Genomic DNA, 16,745 nt, shown 5'->3' with positions numbered 1-16,745 from the left:
CGGCGAGAGAATGGAGCAGAGCATGGCCCCCAAGGATAACGACGAGAACCAGGTCGAGGATCAGGAGCAGGAAGTCTCCCTCGACATGTCTCAGACCCAGATCAAGAAGATGATCTCGGAGGCGCGTGAACGCGGCTTCATCACTTACGATCAGCTGAACCAGGTTCTGCCGCCCGACCAGGTCTCCTCCGAACAGATCGAGGACGTGATGTCGATGCTGTCGGAAATGGGCATCAATATCATCGAGGACGAAGAGGCCGAGGAAGAGGAAAGCAAATCGACCGCCGTGGTCGAAACCTCCTCCAACCGCGACGTCGCCGTCTCCTCCGGTTCCGCCGAGAAACTGGACCGCACCGATGACCCGGTGCGCATGTACCTGCGCGAGATGGGCTCGGTCGAACTGCTGTCCCGCGAGGGCGAGATCGCCATCGCCAAGCGGATCGAGGCCGGCCGCAACACGATGATCCTGGGGCTGTGCGAAAGCCCGCTGACCTTCCAGGCCATCACCATCTGGCGCGACGAACTTCTGTCCGAAGACATTCTCCTGCGTGACGTGATCGATCTGGAAACCACCTTCGGCGACCAGATGGAAGGGGAGGTCGACACTCCCGTCGTCGACACCGCCGACGCCAAGCCCGAAGCGAAAAGCGACGAACCCGAATATGACGCCGACGGCAATCCCATTGCCAAGGATGACGACGAGGACGAGGACGATCAGGCCAACATGTCCCTCGCGGCCATGGAAGCGGCGCTGAAGCCCCGCGTTCTGGAAACGCTGGACCGGATCGCCCAGGACTTCGCCGTCCTGTCGGAAATCCAGGACAACCGGATCTCGGCCACGCTGAACGAGGACGACACCTTCAACGAGGCTGACGAGGCCGAATATCAGAAGCTGCGCTCGGAAATCGTGGAACTGGTGAACGGGCTTCACCTGCATAACAACCGGATCGAGGCGCTGATCGACCAGCTGTACGGCATCAACCGCCGGATCATGGCCATCGACAGCGCCATGGTGAAGCTGGCCGACCAGGCCCGGATCAACCGCCGCGAATTCATCGACGAATATCGCGGGCACGAACTGGATCCGAACTGGCTCGAGCGGATGGGCGAAAAGTCCGGCCGCGGCTGGCAGATGTTCATCGAACGCTCGACCGACAAGGTCGAGGAACTGCGCTCGGACATGGCGCAGGTCGGTCAGTATGTCGGCCTCGATATCTCCGAATTCCGCCGCATCGTGAACCAGGTGCAGAAGGGCGAGAAAGAGGCGCGGCAGGCCAAGAAGGAAATGGTCGAAGCCAACCTTCGCCTGGTGATCTCGATCGCCAAGAAATACACGAACCGTGGCCTGCAATTCCTTGATCTCATTCAGGAAGGCAACATCGGCCTGATGAAGGCCGTGGACAAGTTCGAATACCGCCGCGGCTACAAGTTCTCGACCTACGCGACCTGGTGGATCCGCCAGGCGATCACGCGCTCCATCGCCGACCAGGCCCGCACGATCCGTATCCCGGTCCACATGATCGAGACGATCAACAAGCTGGTCCGCACCGGTCGCCAGATGCTGCACGAGATCGGTCGCGAACCCACGCCCGAGGAACTGGCCGAAAAGCTGCAGATGCCGCTCGAAAAGGTCCGCAAGGTCATGAAGATCGCGAAAGAGCCGATCTCTCTCGAAACCCCGATCGGGGACGAGGAAGACAGCCAGCTCGGCGATTTCATCGAGGACAAGAACGCGATCCTGCCGCTGGACAGCGCCATTCAGGAAAACCTCAAGGAAACCACGACCCGGGTTCTGGCCTCGCTCACCCCGCGCGAGGAACGGGTTCTGCGGATGCGCTTCGGCATTGGCATGAACACCGACCACACGCTCGAAGAGGTGGGCCAGCAATTCTCGGTCACCCGCGAACGTATCCGCCAGATCGAGGCCAAGGCCCTGAGAAAGCTGAAACATCCCAGCCGCTCGCGCAAGTTGCGCAGCTTCCTGGACCAGTGATCAAAGGCGCCTTCGGGCGCCTTTCTTCTTTTCCTCACATCCGGTCTGATCGCCGCCGATAGCGCCATGCCCACCCGTTCCGCCTTTTCCCCCGCCGTTCAGGACGCGCTTGCCGGGCGCGACGTGATCGTCTTCGACGGGGAATGCGTGCTATGTTCCGGGTTCTTCCGCTTTGTCCTGCGCCATGACCGGCGGGCGCATTTCCATTTCGTCATCGCGCAAAGCGAATTGGGCACGCAGATGTTTCACGATCTCGGCCTGCCGACGGATGATTACCAGACCAACCTTGTCGTGACGGGGGACGATGTGCATGGCGGCATCGACAGTTTCGCCGCGGTCATGGCGAAATTGCCGCGCCCCTGGCCCATGCTGTCGGTGGCGCGGGTCCTGCCGGAGGCGGTCAAATCCCCGCTCTACGGTCTCATCGCGCGTAACCGCTACGCGATCTTCGGCCGGGCCGAGACCTGCCTGATACCAAGCCCTGACATCACCGCCCGGTTCATCGACGGTGGCATCGCGTGCCCGACGCCTTTGGCCAGTTGATCGTCCGCGACGGGCTGTCCGTGCCCGATGTGGTGCGTGATCTGCATGCCGGCGATGCCCCGCGCCGCTTTACCGGCTGGGTCGTGATCGAGGGTGGCAATTCGCTCGCTCGTTTCGTGGCCCGGCTGGCCGGGTTCCCGCCCCCCGCCGGTCGCGCGCCCTTCACGCTCGACATCGCACCTCATCCGGACGGCGGCCATGTCTGGACCCGCCATTTCACTCAGAGAGTGACGCGATCCCGCCTGCGCTATGACCCGCAGCGGGGCAGGGCGGTCGAAAGCTTTGGCCCCCTGCGGATCGAGATGTCCCTGACCGCCAGGGACGGCGTCCTTCTGATCGAGGTCGCCCGCCTGCGCCTGACCGGGCTGCCCTTGCCCGCGATCCTGACGCCGCGCAGCACGTCGCGTGAATATCAATCCGATGGCCGTTTCGGTTTCGATATTCGGGCCACCCTACCGGGCCTCGGGTTGCTGATCCGTTACCGAGGGGAATTGAGCGCCGAGAGCACCGACGCAATGCCGACGTCCCGTTCGGTGCGTGTTGCGCCGCAGATCGCCAAAGGGTTGTGTTTTGGAAAACCAGTACAATTCGATGCGCTATTTTCCGCCGCGTCACCTAAAAACACGCATTCGTCAGGAAACCATAACCTTTCTCTGTTCGTTAAGACTTCAAGACAGGAGCAGAGACATGACCACCAGAATGATTATCGCCGTCGCCGCCGCGGGTCTGACGCTCGCCTCTGCCGCTCTGGCGAACATCAACCCCGAACCGATCCAACGCCCCGGCGCGATCCTGACCCAGACCAAGCAGGAGCCGGTGGAAATTTACGTTTCTGCTGAAGAGGTTGACGCCTGCCGTGCCACCCTGTCCCAGGTCCTCGGTGTCCCCCCGATGGGCCAGCAGGCCCACCTTGGCGAACGCGCCGCGCCCTCTCTTCCGGTCGTGCAATGCGTGATCGAAGCGCGCGAGGATGTCGCGGACGACCGCAGAGTGGACCGTTAACGCAGGACCCCTCATAAAGGGGCCATGCAAACCGATTTCACCATCGCCACCAATGGCCCCGGCCTCTACGAATTCACCCGCGACGTCCTGAAATGGACCGCGGGCAGTGGCGATGGCCTGCTGACCCTCTTCATCCGCCATACCTCCGCCAGCCTCCTCGTGATGGAGAACGCGGACCCGGAGGTTCGCACTGATATTACGGCCTTTTTTCACCGCCTCGTCCCCCCGACAACCGATCCGTCCATGGCCTACCTGACCCACACCTACGAGGGTCCGGACGACATGCCCGCGCATCTGAAGGCCGCGATGATGCCGGTCAGCCTGTCGATCCCCGTGCGCGACGGTCGCCCCGTCCTGGGAACCTGGCAGGGGATCTATGTGGTCGAACATCGCACCCGCCCGCATCAGCGCCAGGTCGCGGCACATCTTGCCGGGTGATTTCGGGCCTACCCAAACTGTTGGGGCTGTCCTATAGTAGCTGTGGATAAGTGGGGGCAAACCCCACGGATGAGGCGGTGACAAGGGGACTGATAGACGATGCGTTGCCCGTTTTGTGGAAATGTAGACACCCAGGTGAAGGATTCGCGGCCGGCCGAGGACCATGTTGCGATCAGGCGGCGGCGGTTCTGCCCGGCCTGTGGCGGGCGCTTCACCACCTATGAACGGGTGCAGTTGCGCGACCTCGTCGTGATCAAGTCCAATGGCCGCCGCGAAGATTTCGACCGGGACAAGCTGGAACGGTCGATCCGTATCTCGATGCAGAAACGGCCGGTGGAGCCAGAACGCATCGACCAGATGATCTCCGGCATCGTGCGACGTCTGGAGAGCATGGGCGAGACCGACATCCCCTCCAAGACGATCGGCGAGATCGTGATGGAGGCGCTGGCCCGGATCGACACCGTCGCTTATGTGCGTTTTGCCAGTGTTTACAAGAACTTCCAGGCTGCTGACGATTTCGACAAGTTCGTGAGCGAACTGCGTCCGGATCACCTTCCCGAAGAGTAACCGACAGGAGCGCCACCCATGGCGACCGAGGCCGAGGACCGGCGCTTCCTGCGCCTTGCCCTGTCATTGGGGCGGCGCGGCATGGGGCAGACCTGGCCCAACCCGGCCGTTGGCTGCGTCATCGTCAAGGATGGTCGTGTCCTGGGACGAGGCACCACGGCCCCCGGCGGCCGCCCGCATGCGGAACCGCAGGCCCTGGCCCAGGCCGGGGAGGGCGCACGCGGTGCCACCGCCTATGTCTCCCTCGAACCCTGTGCCCATCACGGCCAGACGCCACCCTGCACCGATGCGCTGATCGCGGCCGGGGTCGCCCGTGTCGTCGCGCCGCTGGCCGATACCGATGCGCGCGTCGCGGGGCAGGGCTTTGCCGCGTTGCGCGAGGCGGGGATCGAGGTGTCGACCGGGCTCTGCGTCGATGAGGCAGAGGAGGATCACGCCGGGTTCTTCATGCGGACCGAGTTGGGCCGTCCCTTCGTGACGCTGAAGCTCGCGTCCTCCTTCGACGGGCGGATTGCCACGGCGACCGGCGACAGCCAGTGGATCACCGGGCCGCAGGCGCGGCGGCTGGTGCACATGATGCGCCATCGCCATGACGCGGTGATGGTCGGGGCCGGCACGGCGCGGGCGGACGATCCCTCGCTGACCGTGCGCGACATGGGCGTGGAGCGTCAGCCCGTGCGCGTCGTCATCTCCCGCCGTCTGGACCTGCCGCTGATGAGCAACCTGGCCCGCACGGCCAAAGAGGTTCCGGTCTGGCTCTGCCATGGTTCTGACGCCGATCCGGCGCTGCGCGAAGCCTGGGAAGGCGTGGGCGCGCGCCTTCTGTCCTGCGATGTCTCGGGCGGTCAGTTGGACCCACTCTCGGTCCTGCAAGCGCTTGGCAATGAAGGGTTAACCCGTGTCTTCTGCGAGGGGGGCGGAGCGCTGGCCGCGGCGCTGCTGAATGCCGATCTGGTGGACCGGCTGGTCGGCATGACCGCGGGTGTCACCATCGGGGCAGAGGGGCTGCCCTCGCTCGGCGCGCTTGGCCTTGCCCGGCTGGCAGAGGCGCCGCGGTTCACCCTCCGCGAAAGCCGGGTGCTGGGCGGTGACGTTCTGCATGTGTGGGACCGGCCGCGCGCCTGACTAGCGCCAGATCCAGCTGGCCCCGGCGGCCAGCCCCTGCATCTTGGCCAGTAACCGAAGCGCAGGTCCGCCCCGCATCACTCGCCCCTCGGCTAGCCGTCTGACGGCGGTTTCGACGGCGCAGGCCTGGCCGCTGACCGGGTCGTAGTAGCGAGGGTAATCGATCAGGACCGCATGGACGAGGCCCGACAAGCCGGGCCGCGCCTGCCGTCGGGCGGGCACCCGGCCCAGGTCCCGCGTCAGGCCCCAGCCCGCGTAGAATGGTGTGCCAGTCACTGTCACCCGCTTGCAGCGCAACAGCGCCTCGAACCCCATCAGCGAGGTCATGGTCCAGACCTCGTCGATATCGCCCAGCAGGCTGGCGGGATCGGTATGGGACAGAACGAGATCGGCGAAATCTTCCGCGTTTTCAACGGCCCCGGTCCGCAGACCCGCTTCGACATCGGGGTGCGGCTTATAGAGGATCACGGCGTCCGGATGCGCCTCGCGCGCGGCGCGCAGCAGGTCGAGGTTGGTGCGGATCTCGCCCGCGCCCAGCCGGATGGAGGCATCGTCCTCGACCTGGCCCGGCACGAGGATGCGATAGCCCATGGGCAGGGCAGGGGGCGTGCCGCCGAGGTTGTACTTGGTCAGCCGCGCGTCGATCACCGACCGGATCAACCGCTCGGCCCGGTCCCGCTGATCGGGGCGCAGTTCGGCGCGCGCGGCGATCATCCGTTCCAGCCGGCTTTCGCGCGTCGGATCATAGTAGATGCCCAGGTCATCACAGGCCAGCGACAGGGGCGGCACAAGGTCAGCGCCCAGCCCGCGGGACCGCAGGAACCCGTCCTCGACCCGCACCACATCGGCGCCTTCGGGGGCCTGGCTGGCCCAGGCCATGGCGCGGCGTGGTGGCGTCGGTGCGTCGTCCGAAAACCGTACCGGCACCTCCTGGCCAAAGACCTTCTGCATCACGCCGCGTTTCCACAGGCGCATGCCGGACGCCTGCCAGCCATGGCGATCCTCGCGCCAGGAGCGCACCCGGGCCTCCAGCCAGTCCATCGCCTCTTCAAAGGAACACAGGCGGTCCTCGCAGGGGTGATACCAGGTGGGATATTCCAGCATCGCACAGGCGAACATCTGCACCCGGGTCAGGCTGCGCCCGCGCCGCGATTGCGGGAAGGTCAGGGGGTGGCGGTCTTCGGTCAGGTCCCAGCCGGCATAGAAGGGCTGGCCGAACACATTGGGGCGGTGGCCCGCCAGGATCGCCTCGAACCCCATCTGGGAGGTTACGCAATAGACCGCGACGGCGTTTTCCAGCAGCGTCCAGGGGCAGACGGGATCGGAGGACAAGGAGATGCGGTCGGTCTCATCCTCGGGGCCAAAATAGCCGGGGCGATGACCGGCGGCGCTTTCGGGGTGGGTGCGGATGACGATGCGGGCCGCGGGGTGATCCTCCTGCGCCCAGTAGAGCATTTCCTTGAACGTGTTCGCATCCGCATTGCCATGGGTGACAGAGGCATCGCCGCGGGTCTGGTCGATCACCAGCACGTAGCCCGGTTCGGGCGCGGGGGCGTCCGGGTCATGGGCGTTGTACTTGGAAATCCGGTGCTCCCGCAGCCGGGCGATCCCGGCGCGGGCACGGTTCAGCAGGACGGTGTCGTCCAGCGGATGGGTCCTGAGAAGCCGTTCCAGGTCAGAGGGTTGCGCGCTGTCGAAATAGATGCCGGCCTGATCGATGACGAGGCCGAGCGGCGGTTCGCCCTCGCGTCCTGGGTGGATCGACCGCAGGAAGGCGTCCTCGATCCGGACGATATCGGCGCCCGTGCGGTCCGCCACGGCCTCGCCTCGGGCGGCATAGGGGGACCGGCCCCAGACGGCGACGGCGTCGCCTTCCGCATGGCGGCCGAGGCGCAGCTGATAGCCCGACAATTCCAGGATGCGGCGGATGCGTTTCTGACGCAGGAAGCCCGCGTTGTAATAGGAAAGCCGCCGGGGCGAGGGCGCCGCGGCGGCTTGATCGGGGAAGAGGTCGACCGGGGCCACCGGCCCCTAGTTGCCGGCTGCGGTGGACAGCGTATTGACCGAGCCGAGCGTGCCGGTCAGCGCGGAAATCGCCTTGTTCCACTGGGTGAACGGCGCTTCGGTCACGTAGAGCGTGTCACCGTCGCGGACCGCGAAATCGCGGGCGTGGAACATGCCATTGGGCTGGGTCAGGTCCAGCACGTAGACCATCCGCTGGGCCCCGACGAGGTCATCGCGGCCCAGAACCTGGTTCGAGATCTCGGCGGATTCATTGCGCAGGATGAAGACACCGGTCGGGTCGGAGGCGCGCGACAGCAGACCGCCGACCTGGGCAATTGCCTCCAGACCGGACAGGGTTTGGCTTTCAAAGGTCAGCAGGGATTGCGTACCCGTGGCGCCAAGCGCGGTGAACTTGCGGGTGTCGCCTTCGACCAGAATCTTGTCCCCGGCACGCAGGGCGATGTCCAGTTCGGGGTGCTTGTAGAGATCCTGGAACCAGATCGTGCCGCGTTCCTGGCCGCGGATCACGGTGACGCGGGCGATCTCGGGTTCGATGGTCACGCCGCCTGCGCTGGCCAGCATGGTCGACAGTGTCCGGGTGGGGCGCTCGATGGCGTAGACGCCCTGGCCGGTGGCCCCGGTCAGCGACACGGTCGCGCCGTTGCCGGCCACGCGGGTCACCTGGACTTGCGGATCGGGGGTCTGTTCTTCCAGCCGGTTGGTGATGATGCGGCGCAGGGCCTCGGGCGTGTTGCCGGCAGCGCGGATGCGGCCAGCATAGGGCACGAAGATAAAGCCCGCGCCGTCCACCTGGACCTCTTCCAGCACCGTGGCATTGGCGCCTTCGCTGGCCAGCAGGCCGTCATCGACGTTTTCCCAGATCGAAAGACCGACCGTGTCGCCCGGACGGATCGTGTCGGAGCCGAGCGTCGGCGCGTTGATGAAGCTTTGCGAAAAGCCAAGCGCCGGAATGACAGAGGTCGCGCGGGTCACGCGGTCGTTTACCGAAACGATGAAGGCATCGCCCTGTCGCTGGACCGATCCGGCAAAGATTTCACGCTTGTTGGGACCGACGCGCGGCAGAACGTTACATGAGGCCACGATCGACACTGCCGCCAAAACGGCAATGGGCCGTGCCCATCTGGACATGGGGAATTTCACTGCTCGGTCTCCTCGACCTATTTTCTGCCTCGATCTTTTTTTGTTAAACTAACGGAAAGACAGCCAAAACGCTAGTCCTTCCGTTGCCGGGCAGTCAGTGAACCACCCGCAACTGTTGCCGCGGGGTCGCGGTTCCGGATTTTAGCGCATCGTAGGGATCCTCGGGCGCCAGCATCATGTCGACGACCTGGCGCAGCAATTGCCGCCGCGCGCGGGCCGAGTAGAAGCCGCCCGCGACCTGGCTGGTCTCCAGCAGGAAGCGCCGATAATCCTGGTAGGCCTTGCGGTCAGGGCGCGAAGGCTGGGCGAAGAAGTCCGGCAGAGACTGCGTCGAGACGAATTCGGGCTTGGCATAGACCGCGTCGCCGAAGGTCTTGAGAGGGATCCCCCGGAACAGAACCTGCTGCGCCGCGGTCGAATTCACCGTCACGGCGGTGCGGGCATCGGCCAGAAGCTGCGCGAGCTTGCCCCCGCGGACATAATGGACGCGGGATTTCACGCCACATTCGCGGGCGATGCGCCGGATCTCGCGGCGGACGGGCACGCGGCCGTCCTCCAGCGGATGGGCCTTGAAGACCAGGTGATGGTGACGCGGGGCACCCTCGGCAAAGCCTCGGATCACCACGTCGAGGAAATCGCTCATCGTGTTGAACGGCGAATGCGCCTGGAAGGAACTGTCATGTTCCAGTTGCAGCAGCGCCAGGTGATAGGGAAAGCCGCCGCGCCGGATCCGCATGGAGGCGATGCCGCGCTCCAAAGCGATGAAGGGCATCAACAGTAGCCGCATCAGGTAAAGCTGGAATTCCCGCGCCACGCCGATGGACCTGTGGGGTTCGAAATTGCGGTAATCGCCGTTCCGGAACATCACGAACCAATGGTAGAGCGCGCCGTAGAACACATGGTGCCGCATGTCGCCCCATTTCGCGGGGGGCAGGGCGGTGTCCATGTCCGACAGCTCCAGCATCTTGCGCATCTCGGGCACGGTCATCTTCATCAGCCGCGAATGGCCGTTCGACCCGCCGCGTTCGTAGGTCACCCAATAGGGCCGCATGTAGCCTTCTTCGAAGACATGCACGCGCAGCCCCATGGCCTTGGCCCGCTTGACCGCTTCGGAATGGATCGACCGCACATCGCCGTACAGCACGATATCGGTGACGTTCTTTTCCTGTGCCAGCGCCGTGAACCGGTCGGGCCAGTCCTCGGGCTTGTCGCGGTAGGGGATGTAGGATTTGGGGTGGAACCAGAAGGCGCGGTCGCCGGCGTTGAAGCCCACCCGCCAGACCTCGGCCCCGGCAAGGCGCAGCATCTTCCCCAGACGATGGAAAAAGGGCCCGTGTGGCCCCTGGAGAAAAAGAAACACCCTGTTCTGTGCCGTATCTGCAGGCATATCCCGCTCACTTTCGTGTCACCCAGGAAAAGTGTTAACAATTCAAGGGGGCAAAAATATGGCGAGGTCAAGGGATTGCATGCCAGCCTGCACGGGGCTAGCACCTATTGCGAAGGCCCTTAGCCCGTCGATCCGCCAAGGAAGGAACCCACGCCATGTTCACCGGCATCATCACCGATATCGGAGAGGTCCGTCAGGTCATCAAGCAGGGCGATCTGCGTGCCCGCATCGGGACCCGCTACGACACGTCGGGCATCGACCTTGGCGCCTCGATCGCCTGTGACGGCGTCTGCCTGACCGTGATCGAAACCGGGCCCGACTGGTTCGACGTGGAGATCAGCGCCGAAACCGTCAGCAAGACCAACGTGTCCCACAACACCTGGGAGGCGGGGCGCAAGATCAACCTGGAACGCGCGCTGAAGGTCGGGGACGAGCTGGGCGGCCATATCGTGTCCGGCCATGTCGATGGCGTTGCCGAACTGATCCGGCTGGAAGACGAGGGCGACAGCACCCGCGCGACCTTCCGCGTGCCCGAGGCGCTGGCGCGGTTCATCGCGCCCAAGGGGTCGGTCGCGCTGAACGGGACTTCGCTGACGGTGAACGATGTCGACGGGGTGGAATTCGGCGTCAACATGATCCCGCATACCAAGGCGGTGACGACCTGGGGCCTCGCCAGGGAAGGCGACCGGATCAACCTCGAGATCGACACCCTGGCGCGTTACGTCGCGCGGCTTCAGGAATGGCAAAGCTGACCGGGACACCGCCACCGGGCATCGGCCACAACCTCGGCCCATCGATGGAGGCCGGGCGATCCTGGCGCATTCACAGCTGGACCCGCGCCAAGCAACAGGCGGCGCGGGAAAAGCTGACCCCCGACATGGCCCGCCGCCGGGTGGCCCGGGCGCGGGAACTGGGGCTGGATTACGCCAGCTATGCCTCTATCCGGGCGACGTCGGGGCGCGATGTCAGCGGCTTCCTGTTTTCCTCCACCGGGCTGCGGATCACGCCGAACCGGCCGGACCCCTCCGACGAGATCGTGGAAAAGCTGTCTGCCCTCAAGGGTGTGGCGCGGATCGCGATGCTGCATGCGCCGCTGGATCGGATCGCCGTCGACCGTCTGCGGCCCTTCTTCGATGCCGTGCACGCGGCGCCTTCGCTGCTGGCGGCGTTCCCGCGCATCCGCAGCGCCCTCGCCAAAGCGCAGGAGGGCCGGCCCGCGGCTGGGCTGGTCGTCATCGGAACGGGGCTTGAGGCGGATTGGGTCGCAGCCGGTCGTCTGGGCGGTATGGTCGAGGCGGATCGCTACTTCGCGCTCTGACCTGTCGGGTGGCCCGGCCCCATGTGTCACGGGGCCGGACCGTCGTATCGGGCCGGATCAGTCGACGCGGCTGTCGACGATGGCCGGGTAGAGCATGTTCTTGAACATCAGGCGAAGCGGCACCCGGTTGGCCGGGGTTTGCACCATCATCAGGCCGATCAGGTCTTCCTGCGGATCGGTGACGTAGAAGGTGCCGGCGGCGCCGCCCCAGTAGAACTCACCCGCGCTGCCGAAGGAGGGCGCGTTGCCGTCCGACAGCCGCACGCCGTAACCCAGACCGAAGCCGTAGCCAGGACCCGGCAGGTAGTATTTGCCCGGCTGGATCCCGTCCATGTGGTTGGCGGTCATCAGCTGGATCGTCTTGGGCGACAGCAGGCGGGTGCCGTTCAGCTCTCCACCGTTCAGCATCATCTGCGCGAAGAGGCTGTAATCATGCACGGTCGAAACCAGCCCGCCGCCACCGGATTCCGATGCCATCCGCACGCGCGGGTCGAACATGTCGAACGGTCCGATCTTGGCCTGGTCCGGGAAGGCCTCGGCGATGCGGGGGTGTTTGGCGCTGTCGTCGACGTAGAAATCGGTATCCACCATCCCCAGCGGGTCGAAGATACGCGCCTTGAGGAAATCGCCCAGCGACTGGCCCGACGCCGCCTCGACCACGGCGCCAAGGACATCGGTGGCGCGGGAATATTCCCAGGTCGTGCCCGGCTCATGCTCCAGCGGCAGCGAGGCCAGCAATTCCGCCTGTTCCATCGCCGTCAGTTCCGGATTGGCCACGCCGGCCTCGTTATAGGCATCGCGCGCATGGCCCGCACCGAAGAAGCCGTAGGTCAGCCCGGCCGTGTGCCGCATCAGGTCGCGCACGGTCATGTTGCGCGTCGCGGGGCGGGTTTCGGGCGTGCCATCGGCGTTTTCATTGCCCGTGGCCACCTGCATTTCGGCGAAGGCCGGGATGTAGCTGGCCACCGGCGCGTTCAGGATCAGCCGGCCCTCCTCGACCAGCATCATCGCGGCGGCGGTGGTGACCGGCTTGGTCATCGAATAGATGCGAAAGATCGTGTCCTCGGTCATCGGTTTGCCGTCAGGGGATTGCAGGCCTTGCGTCGACAGGTGCGCGATCTGACCGTCGCGGATCAGCATGACCACGGCGCCGGGCATCATGCCCCGTTCGATCGCGGCGTTGAACGCCATGTCCATGCGGGCCAGCCGGTCCGGATCGAAGCCAAGCGCCGCAGCATCGCCCCGCGGCAATTGCTCGGCCGCCAGCGGCGCGGCAAGGGCCATGCAGGACGCAATGGCAATGGCACCGGCGCCGAGGCCGGTTTTCAAGATATTCATGATGTCTCCTCCCATATGTCGCCGGATTGGTGGCGACCGGGACAGGCTAGGCCGTGAAGACGCGGATGAGCAACAGCTTTGGCGACAAAGATCGTTTTGCAGCAATAACCGGATCGGGGTGGGGGCCGCCCGCGGGCCGCTTAACCGGCAGATGCGAATAACGCAGCGCCGCACTGGCCTTTCTGCGTTACAGGCATTATTTGCGCGGGGAGGGAAGAACGGAGGCCGCCATGCCCGACAGCACCACCTACGAGACACCCGGTCCCGTCGAAGAAAGCTGGTCCGATGCGATCAGCTCTATCGAGGAGATCATCGAGGACGCCCGTAACGGCCGGATGTTCATCCTTGTTGACCACGAGGACCGCGAGAACGAAGGCGATCTGGTGATCCCCGCGCAGATGGCAACGCCAGAGGCGATCAACTTCATGGCGACCCATGGCCGTGGCCTGATCTGCCTGTCCATGACCGGCGAGCGTGTCGATCAGCTGGGCCTGCCGCTGATGTCGTCGCAGAACTCCTCGCGGCACGAAACCAACTTTACCGTCTCGATTGAGGCACGCGAAGGCGTGTCCACCGGCATCTCCGCCCATGACCGCGCCCGCACCGTCGCCGTGGCCATCGACGCGGGCAAAGGCTCGCAGGACATCGCCACGCCCGGCCACGTCTTTCCGCTGCGCGCCCGCGAGGGCGGCGTGCTGGTCCGCGCCGGCCATACCGAAGCCGCGGTCGACGTGTCACGCTTGGCCGGTCTGAACCCTTCGGGCGTGATCTGCGAGATCATGAACGAGGACGGCACCATGTCGCGCCTGCCGGAATTGATCGCCTTTGCCCAGAAGCACGGGCTGAAGATCGGCACGATCTCCGACCTGATTTCCTACCGCCGTCGCCATGACAACCTGGTGCGCGTGCGGTCCGAGGAAACGGTCACGACCGAGTTCGGCGGCGACTGGACCCTGCGCATCTATACCGACGAAACCCAGGGCGCCGAACATATCGTGCTGATCAAGGGCGATGTGGAAGGCGATGACCCGGTCCTGGTGCGGATGCATGCCATGGACCCGATGCAGGATGTCGTCGGCATCGGCGGGCAGGAGCGAGCCGACCTCTTCCGCGACGCGATGCGCGACGTGGCCAAGGAAGGGCGGGGCATCGTGGTGCTGTTGCGCGACCTGACGATGCATGTCGTGGCCGAGCACGAGGCCTCTCCGCAGACATTGCGGCAATACGGGCTGGGGGCGCAGATCCTGTCCTCGCTCGGGGTGCACAAGCTGATCCTGCTGACCAATTCGCCGCGCCCCAATATCGTCGGCCTCGATGCATACGGGCTCGAGATCGTGGACACCCGCCGGATTGAAGGAGCCTGATCCATGGCTGGACATGAAACCCATTACGTGATGCCGCGTGGCTCTGTCGACAAGCCGACCAAGGTGCTGATCGTGGTCGCGCCCTATTACCGCGACATCGCCGATGACCTGATCGCCGGTGCCAAGGCCGAGATCGAGGCCTGGGGCGCCACTCACGAGCTGATCGAGGTGCCCGGCGCGCTGGAAGTGCCGACCGCCATCGGCATTGCCGAACGGCTGTCCAATTTCGATGCCTATGTCGCGCTTGGCTGCGTGATCCGGGGCGAGACGACGCATTACGAAACCGTCTGCAACGACAGTTCCCGCGGGATCACGCTGCTGGGTCTTCAGGGCCTGTGCATCGGCAACGGCATCCTCACGGTCGAGAACCGCGAGCAGGCCGTGGTGCGCGCGGATACCAAGGATCAGAACAAGGGCGGCGGTGCCGCTGCTGCGGCCTTGCATCTGCTGACGCTTTCGCGCAAATGGGGCGCTCCGCGCAAGGCCGTGGGCTTCCGCCCCGCCAGCGAGGAAATCCAACTCGCCGGAGACACGAATGGCTCCGCAACCGCCTGAGGCCCCGATGACCGAAGACCTGCCGACCCCGCAAGCGCCGCTGCCCCTGTCGGGCAACCAGCGCCGCAAGATGAAAAGCGCTTCCCGGCTCTATGCCGTGCAGGCGCTGTTCCAGATGGAGGCGATCGGCCAGACGGTGGAGCGCGTGATCTCGGAATTCGAGGATCATCGGTTCGGCGCCGTCTATGAAGGCGACGAGATGATCGAGGGCGATGTCGACCTGTTCCGCAAGGTGATGACCGACGCGGTGAATTACCAGGCCAAGATCGACCAGATGACCGACCGCGCGCTGGTGGCCAAGTGGCCGATCGCCCGGATCGACCCGACGCTGCGGGCGCTGTTCCGCGCCGCCGGGGCCGAACTGGTTCAGGGCGAGGCGCCGCCGAAGGTGGTCATCACGGAATTCGTCGCCGTGGCCACCGCGTTCTTCCCCGAAGGGAAGGAGCCCAAATTCGTCAATGCCGTGCTGGATCACATGGCGCGCGAGGCCAGGCCCGAAGCGTTCTGACTGGACGCCGCGTCCCGCATCCGCATGATGGGGCCATGACCCGCAAAGTCCTGATCGTAGACGACGATGCCGCCGTGAGAGAGGCGCTGGCCCAGACGCTGGAGCTGGCCGATCTCGACGCGATGACCGCCGGATCCTTCATCGAGGCCAAGGATCATATCGCACCTGCCTTCGACGGTGTGATCCTGTCCGATATCCGGATGCCGGGGCGCGACGGGTTCTTCCTGCTGGATCACGCGCACAAGGTCGATCCCGATCTGCCGGTGATCCTGCTGACCGGCGAAGGGGATATTCCCATGGCGGTGTCGGCCATGGATCGCGGGGCCTTCGGGTTTCTGGAAAAACCCTGCGCCTCCAAGGATATGCTGGCGGTTCTTGAAAAGGCTCTGCACACCCGTCAACTCATTCTTGAGAACCGTCGCCTGAAGCAGCAGCTGGAGGCCGGCGACCCGGCCGCGCGGCTGATCTTCGGCACTTCGGCCGCCAGCCACGCGCTGCGCGACCAGGTGCGCCAGGCCGCCCGCACCGCGGCCGAGGTTCTGGTCACGGGCGCCCCCGGCACCGGTGTCAGCAAGATCGCCGAGGTCATCCACCTGACCTCTCCGCAATCCAAGGGGCCCTTCGTCAAACGCGCCGCGGCCGGCCTGGCCCGCGCGCAGCTGGATCAGACCTGGGAGGCCTGCCAGGGCGGGGCGCTGTTCCTCGACGAGATCGGCAACCTGCCCGAGGATACGCAACTGGCCCTGGGTGATGCGCTGGAACGGGGCGGCGCACGGCTGATCGCCGGCGCGACCCAGGACCTGGCCAAACTGGTGGAGGAAGGGCGGTTGTCGCCCGACATCTATTACCGCCTCGAAATCTGCCAGGTGCATATTCCCAGCCTCGCCGACCGCCCCGAGGATATCCCGGTGCTCTACCGCCATTACGTGTCGCAGGCGGCGGAACAGGCGGGCATCGACCCGCCCGAGATCACGCCGGAACAGGAAACCGCGCTGATGGCGCAGGACTGGCCGGGCAATGCGCGGTCGCTGATGTCGGCGGCCATGCGCTTCGTTCTGGGTATGCCCGAAGACCTGAGCACCACCAAGGAACTCGGCCTGGCCGAACAGATGGCGCAGGTCGAACGCTCGCTTCTGGCCGCCGCTCTCGGGCGGCAGAACGGCAAGGCGTCGGACGCGGCCAAGGCGCTCAAGCTGCCGCGCAAGACCTTCTACGATAAGTTGGCCAAGTACGGGCTCAAGCCGGAGGATTTCCGGCGCGGCGGCGGATAGGGCGCAAACCGGACGGGCTCAATCTGTGTGGTTTTCCGCACAGGTGCCGTTTTCCCTTGTGTGGTTTTTCGCACAATGCTGCCATGCAGAAAGCGCCGTGACGCCATGCGCCCGACGCAAGTCATTGAAAAGGCGTGGAAAAACGCGCCGCCATCAAAGCTGTTCACCGTC

17 protein-coding genes are annotated in these 16,745 nt (G+C 65.2%); 13 read left to right on the top strand and 4 right to left on the bottom strand.

What is annotated here, in order from left to right:
- Nucleotides 1-22 precede the first annotated feature (22 nt).
- The 7 genes from rpoD (at nucleotide 23) to ribD (ending at nucleotide 5,668) form a co-directional block, all read left to right on the top strand.
- A complete protein-coding gene (rpoD, locus tag ATO9_RS11815; protein ID WP_043749062.1) occupies nucleotides 23-1,993 on the top strand; it encodes an RNA polymerase sigma factor RpoD in 1,971 nt (656 codons plus the stop codon).
- Nucleotides 1,994-2,059: 66 nt separating this feature from the next.
- Nucleotides 2,060-2,536, top strand: a complete 477-nt coding sequence (locus tag ATO9_RS11810; RefSeq protein WP_043749059.1) for a thiol-disulfide oxidoreductase DCC family protein — start codon at nucleotides 2,060-2,062, stop codon at nucleotides 2,534-2,536.
- A complete protein-coding gene (locus tag ATO9_RS23885) occupies nucleotides 2,512-3,375 on the top strand; it encodes a DUF4166 domain-containing protein (RefSeq protein WP_156127853.1) in 864 nt (287 codons plus the stop codon). Before ATO9_RS11810 ends, ATO9_RS23885 begins: the two co-directional genes overlap by 25 nt.
- Nucleotides 3,353-3,538: a hypothetical protein gene (locus ATO9_RS24480; protein WP_081979548.1), complete on the top strand. Its 186-nt coding sequence runs from the start codon at nucleotides 3,353-3,355 to the stop codon at nucleotides 3,536-3,538. Before ATO9_RS23885 ends, ATO9_RS24480 begins: the two co-directional genes overlap by 23 nt.
- Nucleotides 3,539-3,562: 24 nt before the next feature.
- Complete coding sequence (locus ATO9_RS11800) at nucleotides 3,563-3,976, top strand: secondary thiamine-phosphate synthase enzyme YjbQ (protein ID WP_043749053.1); 414 nt, start codon at nucleotides 3,563-3,565, stop codon at nucleotides 3,974-3,976.
- A 99-nt stretch (nucleotides 3,977-4,075) separates the two neighbouring features.
- Complete coding sequence (gene nrdR, locus ATO9_RS11795; protein ID WP_043749051.1) at nucleotides 4,076-4,543, top strand: transcriptional regulator NrdR; 468 nt, start codon at nucleotides 4,076-4,078, stop codon at nucleotides 4,541-4,543.
- 18 nt (nucleotides 4,544-4,561) lie between these two features.
- A complete protein-coding gene (ribD, locus tag ATO9_RS11790) occupies nucleotides 4,562-5,668 on the top strand; it encodes a bifunctional diaminohydroxyphosphoribosylaminopyrimidine deaminase/5-amino-6-(5-phosphoribosylamino)uracil reductase RibD (RefSeq protein WP_052418269.1) in 1,107 nt (368 codons plus the stop codon).
- Here the strand turns inward: ribD and ATO9_RS11785 are convergent, their stop codons facing one another.
- The 3 genes from ATO9_RS11785 to ATO9_RS11775 form a co-directional block, all read right to left on the bottom strand.
- Nucleotides 5,669-7,693, bottom strand: coding sequence for a capsular polysaccharide biosynthesis protein (locus tag ATO9_RS11785; protein WP_043749049.1), 2,025 nt, complete (start codon nucleotides 7,691-7,693; stop codon nucleotides 5,669-5,671).
- A gap of 6 nt (nucleotides 7,694-7,699) precedes the next feature.
- Entirely contained in the window at nucleotides 7,700-8,821 is a 1,122-nt protein-coding gene (locus tag ATO9_RS11780) for a polysaccharide biosynthesis/export family protein (protein WP_043749739.1), read from the bottom strand.
- A 106-nt stretch (nucleotides 8,822-8,927) separates the two neighbouring features.
- Complete coding sequence (locus tag ATO9_RS11775) at nucleotides 8,928-10,220, bottom strand: capsule biosynthesis protein (RefSeq protein WP_043749047.1); 1,293 nt, start codon at nucleotides 10,218-10,220, stop codon at nucleotides 8,928-8,930.
- A 155-nt stretch (nucleotides 10,221-10,375) separates the two neighbouring features.
- Here ATO9_RS11775 and ATO9_RS11770 point away from each other — a divergent pair, with 155 nt between their 5' ends.
- On the top strand, nucleotides 10,376-10,972 hold the full coding sequence (locus ATO9_RS11770; protein ID WP_043749044.1) for a riboflavin synthase: 597 nt from the start codon (nucleotides 10,376-10,378) through the stop codon (nucleotides 10,970-10,972).
- Nucleotides 10,960-11,538, top strand: coding sequence for a hypothetical protein (locus ATO9_RS11765; protein WP_043749042.1), 579 nt, complete (start codon nucleotides 10,960-10,962; stop codon nucleotides 11,536-11,538). Before ATO9_RS11770 ends, ATO9_RS11765 begins: the two co-directional genes overlap by 13 nt.
- 57 nt (nucleotides 11,539-11,595) lie before the next feature.
- On the opposite strand, the gene ATO9_RS11760 is transcribed toward ATO9_RS11765, so the two are convergent.
- Nucleotides 11,596-12,876, bottom strand: a complete 1,281-nt coding sequence (locus tag ATO9_RS11760) for a serine hydrolase domain-containing protein (protein ID WP_043749040.1) — start codon at nucleotides 12,874-12,876, stop codon at nucleotides 11,596-11,598.
- A 230-nt stretch (nucleotides 12,877-13,106) separates the two neighbouring features.
- On the opposite strand from ATO9_RS11760, the gene ribB reads away from it, so the two are divergent.
- The 4 genes from ribB to ATO9_RS11740 are packed head-to-tail and all read left to right on the top strand — an operon-like array spanning nucleotide 13,107 to nucleotide 16,574.
- Nucleotides 13,107-14,240 (top strand): 3,4-dihydroxy-2-butanone-4-phosphate synthase, encoded by a 1,134-nt coding sequence (gene ribB, locus ATO9_RS11755; RefSeq protein ID WP_052418268.1) that lies wholly within the window; start codon nucleotides 13,107-13,109, stop codon nucleotides 14,238-14,240.
- A 3-nt stretch (nucleotides 14,241-14,243) separates the two neighbouring features.
- Nucleotides 14,244-14,795, top strand: coding sequence for a 6,7-dimethyl-8-ribityllumazine synthase (locus ATO9_RS11750; RefSeq protein ID WP_043749036.1), 552 nt, complete (start codon nucleotides 14,244-14,246; stop codon nucleotides 14,793-14,795).
- A gap of 7 nt (nucleotides 14,796-14,802) precedes the next feature.
- Complete coding sequence (nusB, locus tag ATO9_RS11745; protein ID WP_043749737.1) at nucleotides 14,803-15,303, top strand: transcription antitermination factor NusB; 501 nt, start codon at nucleotides 14,803-14,805, stop codon at nucleotides 15,301-15,303.
- Between the two features lie 35 nt (nucleotides 15,304-15,338).
- A complete protein-coding gene (locus ATO9_RS11740; protein WP_043749035.1) occupies nucleotides 15,339-16,574 on the top strand; it encodes a sigma-54-dependent transcriptional regulator in 1,236 nt (411 codons plus the stop codon).
- Nucleotides 16,575-16,745 lie beyond the last annotated feature (171 nt).

It is taken from the genome of Pseudooceanicola atlanticus, assembly GCF_000768315.1.
In the GTDB taxonomy this organism is placed as follows: Bacteria; Pseudomonadota; Alphaproteobacteria; order Rhodobacterales; family Rhodobacteraceae; genus Pseudooceanicola; species Pseudooceanicola atlanticus.
This window is presented reverse-complemented; position numbering and strand designations above follow the sequence as displayed.